The organism is uncultured Methylobacterium sp., assembly GCF_964251405.1.
GTDB lineage: Bacteria > Pseudomonadota > Alphaproteobacteria > Rhizobiales > Beijerinckiaceae > Methylobacterium.
In genome coordinates this window covers 4,038-13,557 of the sequence record NZ_CAXUJR010000094.1, presented here as the reverse complement: position 1 = coordinate 13,557, position 9,520 = coordinate 4,038, and the positions used below count along the sequence as shown (strand labels likewise).

At 68.4% G+C, this 9,520-nt stretch carries 10 protein-coding genes and 2 pseudogenes; 5 read left to right on the top strand and 7 right to left on the bottom strand.

Features of this window, described 5'->3' with window-relative positions:
* Window positions 1-119: pseudogene (locus ACFE7U_RS14980) on the top strand (D-TA family PLP-dependent enzyme); the annotation flags it as partial.
* A gap of 98 nt (window positions 120-217) precedes the next feature.
* On the opposite strand, the gene ACFE7U_RS14975 reads toward ACFE7U_RS14980, so the two are convergent.
* Window positions 218-1,417 (bottom strand): Zn-dependent hydrolase, encoded by a 1,200-nt coding sequence (locus tag ACFE7U_RS14975; protein ID WP_375410518.1) that lies wholly within the window; start codon window positions 1,415-1,417, stop codon window positions 218-220.
* 35 nt (window positions 1,418-1,452) lie between these two features.
* Window positions 1,453-2,586, bottom strand: a complete 1,134-nt coding sequence (locus ACFE7U_RS14970; RefSeq protein WP_375410520.1) for a M20/M25/M40 family metallo-hydrolase — start codon at window positions 2,584-2,586, stop codon at window positions 1,453-1,455.
* Between the two features lie 639 nt (window positions 2,587-3,225).
* On the opposite strand from ACFE7U_RS14970, the gene ACFE7U_RS14965 reads away from it, so the two are divergent.
* The 3 genes from ACFE7U_RS14965 to ACFE7U_RS14955 all read left to right on the top strand — a co-directional run bounded on the left by ACFE7U_RS14965 (window position 3,226) and on the right by ACFE7U_RS14955 (window position 5,085).
* The gene (locus tag ACFE7U_RS14965) at window positions 3,226-3,534 is read left to right on the top strand and encodes a hypothetical protein (protein WP_375410517.1); all 309 of its coding nucleotides are present in this window, start codon (window positions 3,226-3,228) and stop codon (window positions 3,532-3,534) included.
* Between the two features lie 690 nt (window positions 3,535-4,224).
* The gene (locus ACFE7U_RS14960; RefSeq protein ID WP_375410516.1) at window positions 4,225-4,569 is read left to right on the top strand and encodes a hypothetical protein; all 345 of its coding nucleotides are present in this window, start codon (window positions 4,225-4,227) and stop codon (window positions 4,567-4,569) included.
* Window positions 4,570-4,812: 243 nt separating this feature from the next.
* Window positions 4,813-5,085, top strand: a complete 273-nt coding sequence (locus ACFE7U_RS14955; RefSeq protein WP_375410515.1) for a hypothetical protein — start codon at window positions 4,813-4,815, stop codon at window positions 5,083-5,085.
* 97 nt (window positions 5,086-5,182) lie between these two features.
* Here the strand turns inward: ACFE7U_RS14955 and ACFE7U_RS14950 are convergent, their stop codons facing one another.
* The gene (locus tag ACFE7U_RS14950; protein ID WP_375410514.1) at window positions 5,183-5,527 is read right to left on the bottom strand and encodes a hypothetical protein; all 345 of its coding nucleotides are present in this window, start codon (window positions 5,525-5,527) and stop codon (window positions 5,183-5,185) included.
* A 120-nt stretch (window positions 5,528-5,647) separates the two neighbouring features.
* Between ACFE7U_RS14950 and ACFE7U_RS14945 the strand changes: the two genes are divergently transcribed.
* A complete protein-coding gene (locus ACFE7U_RS14945; protein WP_375410513.1) occupies window positions 5,648-5,875 on the top strand; it encodes a hypothetical protein in 228 nt (75 codons plus the stop codon).
* A 92-nt stretch (window positions 5,876-5,967) separates the two neighbouring features.
* On the opposite strand, the gene ACFE7U_RS14940 is transcribed toward ACFE7U_RS14945, so the two are convergent.
* From ACFE7U_RS14940 to ACFE7U_RS14925, 4 genes and pseudogenes are all read right to left on the bottom strand, one after another.
* A complete protein-coding gene (locus ACFE7U_RS14940; protein ID WP_375410512.1) occupies window positions 5,968-6,963 on the bottom strand; it encodes a tripartite tricarboxylate transporter substrate-binding protein in 996 nt (331 codons plus the stop codon).
* Window positions 6,964-7,016: 53 nt separating this feature from the next.
* Complete coding sequence (locus ACFE7U_RS14935) at window positions 7,017-8,522, bottom strand: tripartite tricarboxylate transporter permease (RefSeq protein ID WP_375410511.1); 1,506 nt, start codon at window positions 8,520-8,522, stop codon at window positions 7,017-7,019.
* A gap of 9 nt (window positions 8,523-8,531) precedes the next feature.
* A complete protein-coding gene (locus tag ACFE7U_RS14930; protein ID WP_375410510.1) occupies window positions 8,532-9,197 on the bottom strand; it encodes a tripartite tricarboxylate transporter TctB family protein in 666 nt (221 codons plus the stop codon).
* A 180-nt stretch (window positions 9,198-9,377) separates the two neighbouring features.
* Window positions 9,378-9,520, bottom strand: a pseudogene (locus ACFE7U_RS14925) (tripartite tricarboxylate transporter substrate binding protein); the annotation flags it as partial.

Genomic DNA, 9,520 nt, shown 5'->3' with positions numbered 1-9,520 from the left:
TGCGGATCATCCCCAACCACGTCTGCGTCGTGGTCAACATGGTCGACCGGCTGGTTGCCGTGCGAGGCGGGAGGATCGTCGGCGAGATCGCCGTCTCCGCGCGAGGGAAGGTCGCCTAGAACCGTTTCCGTGATCCCCGAATCACGGAAACGGCTCCAAGTTATTGTTGTATCTCATTTCTTTACGCGAACCGGAACCCGCTTCGCTCGACAATGCTCTACCGCGCGAGATAGCGCTCTGCGCCCGCCAGCATCACCTCCAGGCCGAGCGCGAGGTCGTCCTCCTTGGTATCCTCCGCCCAGTGATGGCTGATCCCGCCGATCGAGGGCGTGAACAGCATGGCCGCCGGCATGATCGTCGCCATGTTCTGGGCGTCGTGTCCGGCCCCGCTCGGCATCCGCCGCCACGCGCCCGGCGCAAGTGCCTCCGCAGCGGCGGCGAGCGCCTCCGTCATCGCGGGATCGCACAGGGCCGGCATCGGCTTCCTCAGCGTCTCGACCCGCGTCGGGCAGCGCTCGCGGCGGTTGCTCTCCTGCACAAGCCCAAAGAGGCATGCCTCGAGGCGTTCGAGCACCGCGAACGACACGTCGCGGAACTGGAACAGCACCTCGGCGCGGCCGGGGATGATGCTCGGCGCACCGGGATCGAGCGCGATGCGCCCTGTGGTCCAGGTGGTGCGCTCGGCGCAGAGCCGCGGGAATTCCCGATCGATGGCCGCGAGCAGGCGCACGGCGGTCAAGCCGGCGTCGCGGCGCTCCGTCATGGTGGTTCCGCCGGCGTGATCCTGCCGGCCTTCGACAATCAGCCGATACTGCCAGATCGCGACGATGCCGGTCACGACGCCCACCCGTTCGCCCGCATTCTCGAGGGTGGTGCCTTGCTCGATATGCAGTTCGAGAAAGCCCTTGTAGCGCCCGGGCTCGATCCGCATGCGAGGGCGTCCGGAGAGGCCCGCGCCCTGAAGCGCCTCGCGCAGCGGCGTTCCGCGGGTGCGGTCCCGCGCGGCGTCGATCTCTTCCTCGCCGAGTTCGCCGATCGCCGAGCGGCTTCCGAGGAACCCGCAATCGAAGTGGCCCTCCTCATCCGCGAAGGCGACGACATCGACGGGCAAGCCGGCGCGAGCGAGAGCGAGCGCACCCATCACGCCGAGCGCGCCGTCGAGCCATCCGGCCTCGTTCTGGCTCTCGATGTGGCTGCCGGCGAGCAGCTTCGGACCGGACTCCCTGTGCCGGCCGAGCACGTTGCCGACGCCATCCATCTCGGGCGCGAGCCCGACCTCCTCCATGCGCCGCATCAGCCATTCGCGCGATTCCATGTCCTCGGGCGAGTAGGTCGGTCGATGCACGCCGGTCTTGAAGCTCCCGATCCGGCGAAGCTCGTGCAGGTCTATCAGGAAATGCGGGGTGTCGGCCTTCATGCTCGGCGTCCCTCCTTTGTCGCGAAGCTCCGTGGTCACGACAGCCGCAGCATTAATCCGGCCATCAGCTGCGCGCGCTGGGGGAGGCTGTCGACCTCGATATGCTCGTGGAGCGTATGCCAACCCTCCCCGCGGACGCCGAGTCCGTCGAGCGTTGGGATTCCCAGCGCGCCGGTGAAGTTGGCGTCGGAACCGGCGCCGGCCGAACCGTGGGTCAGCTCGAAGCCGAGTTCGCGCGCGATCTCTCGGGCAAGCCCGTAGACCATCATGGTGGCCGGCATCGGCTCCCAGACGGGGCGGGTCACGCCGCGCCGCACTCGGAACCCGATACCCTCACCATCGAGATCCGTCAGCGCCAGGAGACGGTCGACGCCGCGGTCGAGGTCGTGCTGGCGCTTGGCCATGCTCAGGACCTCCGCCTTGCACGATTGCGGGACGCAGTTCACCCAGCGTCCGCCATGGATGACGCCGACGCTGAAGGTGCAGTCCTCGTCGGTCATCGCCTCGATCTCGCCGATGCGGCGCGCCATCTCGGCGATCGCCGACCGTCCCTCCTTGAGGTTGGCGCCTGCGTGGCTGGAGCGGCCTGTCGTATCGAGATCGAAGCGTGCGATCGCGTAGCGCCCGGTGACGACCCCGCCGTCGAGCTGCGCGGGCTCGGGCACCAGCACGTATGCGTTCTTCGCACCCTCGGCCTCGATGATCGGGCGGCAGCCAGGGCTGCCGATCTCCTCGTCCGAGGTCAGCAGCACGTTGATCGGCAGCGGCGTCTCGATGCCCGCGCGCCTGAGTGCCGCGATCGCCGCGACTGCCGCGAAGGTTCCGCCCTTCATGTCCAGGATTCCCGGCCCGTAGGCCCGGGTCCCCTCGCGGCGGAACGGCAGCGTCTCGAGCGTGCCGAGCGGATGGACCGTGTCGAGGTGCCCCATCACCAGGATGCCGGGTGTCCCTTTGCGCGAATGCGGAAACGAGGCCCTGACGCAGTCGCCGAGGCCGTTTGGTCCGGGCACGCGCTCGACCTCCGCGCCCGCGGCGACGAGGTCGGCGGCGGCGAGATCCATCATCGCGTTGACCGCCTGCGGCTCGAAGGTCGGGCTCTCGCACTCGACCCAACGGCGCAACCCGACGAGCATCGCCTCGGCGTCGAGCGAGAGACGGGTAAGGTCCAGTGCCGGCATCTACGCGCCCCTTCTCATCTTCAGCATCATGTCGACTAGACCAGGATGACTCACCAGTAATCGTCATCGTTTCAATCAATTTCTAGATTTACTGGAATGATTACATCACACCCCGACCCAATCTGAGCATCCGATCTGTCGTGACGCGCCGACTCTCGACGATGGTTCGGGCGATGACGGTGTTTCAGGATCGGGACGAGACCGACGGGCTCGATGCGTGGCTGGCGCCCTTCCTGTCCGTGACGGGGCGCGGGACACCCCGGCCTTGTGGAACGGCCTCGCGCGGAATGTCGTCGCGGCGAATCGGAGCAGGGTAGGGGCTTCAACGGTCGAGGCTCGATCACTCTCAAGGCGTCTCCGACAGCATGTGACTGTCATCCTACGCCGTGATGCAAACGCTCGTCCTTGGAACCAGTCGTCTTTTTAAGCAGGCACACTGACTTTTCGTCTGCAGCGCTTGGGTTCGAACCCCGACGCGCTCACCATTGCCTTTGGAAAGACAGCCGGCCGAGGGACTTTCCCTCCCGGGGTCGACCGGCGTATCGAACGGGACATCCGCAGCCCTGCCGCGAGGCCAGTTCGGGGTCTCGCCGGCCTGGTCTCGAGGCGCCTGATGCAAGGACGATCGCGATGACCGGTTCCAGCTCGACGCGGCCTGCTCGCACGGAAGACGGCGTTTCGCGATCACCCGACGATGCCGCGGTCGCGAAGGCCGCCAACGCACGGGGGGCGGTCGCCACCGGCGCACACGCCATCGGGGCCATCGCGGTCGGGGCTTGGGCCGTCGGAGCCCTGGCTCTCGGAGCCGTGGCGATCGGGGCTTTCTCGATCGGCCGCCTGTCGGTACGCCGGGTCGCGATCCGGGACGCGCATCTCCATCGCCTGCGCATCGACCACCTGACGATCGGACGGCTGCAGCGCCCGTCGGACGATGCCTGATCGTCGTCCAGCGTCGCTTGCCCCACGCACCCGGTCGTTGCTGCCCGGCGATGGAGGACTTACCTAGCGGGGAGGCGCGCCTGACGCACCTTCGGAGGCCCGTCTTGTCTGGAGGCCCGTCTTGGTGACCGAGGTCGAAATCGAACGTCACCCCGATGCCATCGCAGGCCGGGACCTGTTGGAAGAGCGGTTGAAGCGCCTTCCTCCGGCGGACCGCGAAGCCATTCGAAAGGCCATTCGGAAGTGCTACGCGCCAGCGGCCCAGTTCGGACCGGCGGACGGGCCGCGGGCAAGAGAGTGAGGGCAGCGACGCGAGACGCCGGCACCTTTTCTTCGGGCCGGCGCGGGACCGGACCCGCGGATCGGATGCTGTTTTAGATCCGATCATGCGATCACGCCGCTGTTTTCAGCGAACCCTCAGCATGCTCCACTTCGCGGCGAGCGCATGTTGCGGAAAACCGGATTCCGCCGCGTGCCCTAGCCGCCGCCGATCCCGGAAACGACCTTTCCGGTCCCCTTGCAATCGGGGCAGGGATTGGCTTCGATCTCACCCGATCCGCCGCATCGGCGGCACAGGTTCTCGCCGGTTCCGGGGGTTCCGGGCGGGGCTTCGTCTCCGGGCTTGGTTGGCGCCTGATCCGTCATGTCGATCTCCCTGAGAGATCGAACAAAACCGCCGGGGGCGGGGCCGTGTTCCTGGCCTGCACCCTGTCACGCCGCTCGGTGCGGCGCTCGATCGGGCTCGCGACGTTCACGCCGCTCGACCACGGATTCTCAACACCTCCGGCCGACGATGCGGCCAAGGAGGACTCCACCATGACCGATATCCCGGGCCATCATCCCCAAGTCCCGCCGAGTCCCGGCGCGAACCTGTCCAGCCTCGAGCCGGAGCGCCGGCGCGCCATCCGCCGCAAGCTCGTCGTTGAGGTCTCGGCCGATCTCCATCAGCGCATTGTGGCGATCTGCGCGACCCGCCGCATCCCCGTGAACCAAGCCGTGCGCGAGGTGCTGGAGCGGTCCTTCCCGGGCAAGTGATGTTGCCGCGCATCGGGGGATCGTCCCAGCCGCGGAGGACTCGTGTCGGCGGTCCGTGCGCGGTGCGCGAACGGACACGGACGTGTCGCATGCCGTCGATCTCGCGGATCTTCCTTCAGCGCGATAGCCAGGACCCAAGGGTGCCGATGGCGGCACCCGGGGCTGCGGCACATCTGGCATCCTCGGGAACACCGGAATGTCTGCTCCGTTCTTCCCATCAGATACAACCGATAGGAATACGGAATGAAGACGATCCTCGCCCTTGCGGCGGCAGGCAGCCTGCTCGCCGCCCCGGCCTTCGCCCAGCGCGCGCTCGATTCGCGCGGCCCGATGGAAACCGGCACCGTGATCCAGCAGCAGCCCAACACCACGGGCAACGACCCCAGCCTCGTGATCTCCCGTGGCGCCACCGGAGCCGACACCATCACGACGGATTCGGCGGCGGGCGGCAATGCGAGCCGGCCGGAGCAGGCCGTGCCCAACGGCAGCGCCAATGGCGGTGGCGGCGGCCGCTAATCGACCCTCACGGCCTTCGCCGGTTTTCCTGTGGCGACCAACCCCGCGGCCCTTTGAGGCCGCGGGGTTTTTTTACGCCGATCGGGGAAGGGTCGCGTCAGCGAGGGTCCTGTCCGGCCTTCTCCTCGTCCGAGAGGCCTGCATACCAGGCGGCGTAGGACGTGTTCCTCACCATGCGGCGGTTCTGGTCAGGGGCGCCATCGTCCCACCAGACCGGACCGCGTTCGCCGAGCCCGTGCTTGGCGGCATCCACCTCGGCGCGCGCCCGCGCGATCATCGCCTCGTCGCCGGCACGCTTGCCGGCCCTGACCGCACGACGGGCATCCATCAGCGCACGGACCAAGCGGTCGCGACGGCAGGATTCGAGGTCCGGGCGCTGGCGGCGCCAGAGCCGGCCATGCACCACGATGTAGCGACCGTCCGGCGTCTCGATGACACGCATGGGATACCTCCTCGCGGCGAGGGCGGTCAGCAGTCGCGCCCCACGGCCACCGTCTTGCCGGGTGATCGCGCGGGGCGTAGCCATAGCAGGGTATCGAGCGCCATCGAGGGCGGACAAGGCATGGTCAGCATCGCGATCCTCATCGGCACCCCCGCGGGGACCCGCCTCATGGCGGCGTCCTCCGAGCGGAGCGCGGCCCTGATGGCGGAGGCGCTCCTGATCACGCTGAAACGCGAGGCGCTTCCGGCGCCGCTCTGGGTTCAATGCGCCGATACCGGCATCGTCGAACGGCTGACATCCTACCTGGCCGACCTGCAGGGCGACCTCGTCTGCGTCGATGCCGGCTGAGCGCGGCTTTCGAAAACGCTCCGTCTCGCAACGAAACGCGAGGCCGCTCGCTGCGGCTTCGATCGCAGCGAGCGGCAGGTTCGGCTGAGGTTCTACTGGCCGCTCTCGACGGCGGCGCGCAGCACCGGGGTCCAGCGGGCGACCTCGCTCTCGACGAGGGTCTGGAGCGCCTTGGGACCCTGCTCGGCCGCCGTGGGCACGGTGCCGCCGAGTTCGAGGATGCGCTTCCTGGTGCCGGCATCCGCAAGGGCGACGGCGAGCGAGTCCTGCAGCTTCTTGGAAACGTCCTGGGGCAGGCCCTTGGGCGCGAAGACAGCGTTCCAGGCGCTGACCTCGTAGCCGGGCAGGCCGGCCTCCTTGGTGGTCGGCACGTCGGGCAGGGCCGGCGAACGCTCGGGGGTGGCGATGGCGTAGGCCTTGATCGTGCCGCCGGTGATCTGCGTGGCGACGTTGACGATCTGGTCGGTCATGAAGTCGACCTGACCGGCCATGAGGTCGTTCAGGGCCGGACCCGTGCCGCGATAGACCACCAGGGTCGGCTTGGCCGCGGTGATCGAGTCGAACAGCACACCGGTCGAGTGCGAGACCGAGCCGACGCCGGCATGGGCCTGGTTGACCTTGGGGCCCGCTGCCTTGACGGCCTCGACGAAGGCCTTGAGGTCGGCCGCGGGGAAATCCTTCTTGGCGACGATGACGATCGGCGTGCCGGCGGCCAGCCCGATCGGGTCGAAGCTCTTGGCCGGGTCGTATTTCAGCCCCTTGAACAGTGCCGGGGCGGCGCCGTGCGTGCCCATGTGGCCCATCATGATGGTGTAGCCGTCGGGCGAGGCCTGCGAGGCGCGGGTGATGCCGGTGGTGCCGCCGGCGCCCGAGACGTTCTCGATGACGACCTGCTGTCCGAGGGAGCGCGACATCTGCTCGGCCACGAGGCGCGCCACGATGTCGGTGGGCCCGCCCGCCGCGAAGGGCACCACCATGGTGATCGGGCGCTGCGGGAAGGTTTCGGCGCCGGCCGGGCCGGCGAGGCCGAGGGTCGCGGCGGCGAGGCCGAGCGCGGAAACCGCGCGGCGCGTGAACGTGGCTGTCATGGCGTCATCCCTTCGATGTCGTCGTTCTTGGGTAGGATCAGGCTTCGTCAGGGTCAGGCTTCGGTGAAGACCTCGTCCCGGCTCTTGCGCATCTTCGGCGTCAGGGCCGCGGCGAGCATCACCACCGAGATCAGGAGCAGCACGGCGGTGACGGGCCGCTCCAGGAAGACCATGGGATCGCCGCGCGACAGGGTGAGAGACCGACGCAGGTACTCTTCCATGAGGCGGCCGAGCACGAAGCCGAGAAGCAGCGGCGCCGGTTCGAAGCCGAGCTTAATTAGCGCGTAGCCGCACACGCCGAAGAAGGCGATGAACATGACGTCGGTGGGCAAGGCGTTGATCGAGTAGATGCCGATCGAGCAGAACATCAGGATCGCCGGGAACATCAGCCGGTAGGGCACCTTGAGCAGGCGCACCCACAGACCGACCAAGGGCAGGTTGATGACGAGCAGCATCAGGTTGCCGATCCACATCGACGCGATCATGCCCCAGAACAGGTTGGGGCTCTTGGTCATCACCCCCGGCCCAGGGATGATGCCGTGGATCGTCATGGCGCCGACCATCAGGGCCATCACGGCATTGGGCGGGATGCCCAGCGTCAGGAGCGGGATGAACGAGGTCTGCGCACCGGCATTGTTGGCGCTCTCGGGCCCGGCGACGCCCTCGATCGCCCCGTTGCCGAACCGCGACGGATCCTTGGCGATGCGCTTCTCGAGCGCGTAGGACGCGAAGGGGCCGAGCACGGCGCCGTTGCCGGGCAGGATGCCGAGGATCGAGCCGATGGCGGTGCCGCGAAGCACCGAGGGTGCGGCCTGCTTCAATTCCGCGCGGCCCGGCAGCAGCCGACCGATCTGCTGGCGGACCACGTCGCGGGTCTCGGTCTGATCGAGGTTGCGCAAGATCTCAGCAATGCCGAACAAGCCCATGGCCAGCACGGAAAAATCGACTCCGTCGGCAAGGAAATTGAGGCCGAAGGTCATGCGCTCCTGACCGGTCTCGAGGTCGGTACCGACCGAAGCCAGCAGCACGCCGACCAGGATCATCGCCACCGCCTTGAGGACCGAGCCCCGCGCCAGCACCACCGCGAAGACGAGGCCCATCACCATCAGGCCGAAGTATTCGGCCGGACCGAAGACCATCGCGAGGCCGGTGAGCGGCGCGCCGAGTGCCGCTATGAGCAGCGTCGCCACCGTGCCGGCGAAGAACGAGCCCAGCGCCGCGATGCCGAGCGCGATGCCGGCCCGACCCTGGCGGGCCATCTGGTGGCCGTCCAGGGTCGTGATGACGGAGGTCGCCTCGCCGGGGATGTTGACGAGGATCGCGGTGGTCGAGCCGCCGTACTGCGCCCCGTAATAGATGCCCGCGAGCATGATTAGCGCGCCGACGGGGTCGAGCCCGAAGGTGATCGGCAGGAGCATCGCGATGGTGGCGATGGGCCCGACGCCCGGCAGCACGCCGATGAGGGTGCCGACGAGGCAGCCGAGGAAGCACAGCCCGAGGTTCTGGAACGTCAGCGCGACCGTGAAGCCGAGGCCGAGATTGGCGAGGAGATCGGTCATGATCGCGCTTCAGGTCGTCAGCGAATGGGTGGCGACGTCGACCGGCTCGCGCCGGGCGCCGCTGCGCAGCAGGGCCACGAGGCCGAAGCCGAGGAGGATCAGCACCCCCGCCGCAATGCGCAGGAGCAGGCGCGTCGAGATCGTGCCGGAGGTCGCCTCGATCACCACGGTGGGGAACATCGGGATGGGCAGGTTGAGGAGGTCGCCGAACAGCAGCATGCAGCCCGCCGTGAGAAAGAGTGCGAGGCCGACGAGTTCTCCGAGCCGCGCCTCGGGGCTGGCATAGCCGCCGATGATGATGGCAAGCGGGCCGGCGACGATGAGGCCGAGGCCCGGAGTCATGAACGAGCCGATCGCCACCGGACGGATCGTCACCGCGAAGGCCAGGATCGCGATCACGACGACGAAGATCCCGCGCCAGGCCACCGGCGGCAGCGGTTCGCCCCGCTTCAGGAAGCCCGCCGCCGTCAGGGCGACGCCGCAGGCCGCGACGCCGATACCGAGCCAGCGCGGCATCAGGCCGGGGCCCATCGCGCCGAGCGTTCCCTGCGGAAGGTCGCTGCCGGCCCAGATCGAGAAGGCGCCGAGCGCCAGCAAACCGAGCCCGGCGGCGAGGCTCTGCGGCCCGCGCACCGGGCCATGTCCCCGGACAGAGCCGTCGCTGGGCTCGCTCATGACATTTCCTCCGGTCCCGTCGTCTCTTACGTCCGCCTCTTCGAGCGGAACGGTTCAGGTCTGTCAGAGCCTGCCTATGGCTCCATCCTTATAAGGTGCCGCCCGCAAGGCCAAGCCTCGCTCCTGCCACCTTTATGGGCGGCGCGGGCAGCCCATCGCCGCCCGCGCCGCCAGACGGCGTCACTCGGTCGTGACGCCGGCCTCCTTCACCACCGGACCCCATTTGACGATTTCGGCTTTGACGTGGTCGGCGAGGGCCTCGGGGGTCGAGCTCACGACGATGGCGCTGAAGGCCTTCATGCGCTCGATCACGGTCGGATCGG

Coding starts and splice junctions, on each gene's coding strand:
- ACFE7U_RS14975 (WP_375410518.1), bottom strand. CDS start 1,417: ATGAAGGCCGACACCCCGCATTTCCTGATAGACCTGCACGAGCTTCGC.
- ACFE7U_RS14965 (WP_375410517.1), top strand. CDS start 3,226: ATGACCGGTTCCAGCTCGACGCGGCCTGCTCGCACGGAAGACGGCGTT.
- ACFE7U_RS14955 (WP_375410515.1), top strand. CDS start 4,813: ATGAAGACGATCCTCGCCCTTGCGGCGGCAGGCAGCCTGCTCGCCGCC.
- ACFE7U_RS14950 (WP_375410514.1), bottom strand. CDS start 5,527: ATGCGTGTCATCGAGACGCCGGACGGTCGCTACATCGTGGTGCATGGC.
- ACFE7U_RS14945 (WP_375410513.1), top strand. CDS start 5,648: ATGGTCAGCATCGCGATCCTCATCGGCACCCCCGCGGGGACCCGCCTC.
- ACFE7U_RS14940 (WP_375410512.1), bottom strand. CDS start 6,963: ATGACAGCCACGTTCACGCGCCGCGCGGTTTCCGCGCTCGGCCTCGCC.
- ACFE7U_RS14935 (WP_375410511.1), bottom strand. CDS start 8,522: ATGACCGATCTCCTCGCCAATCTCGGCCTCGGCTTCACGGTCGCGCTG.
- ACFE7U_RS14930 (WP_375410510.1), bottom strand. CDS start 9,197: ATGAGCGAGCCCAGCGACGGCTCTGTCCGGGGACATGGCCCGGTGCGC.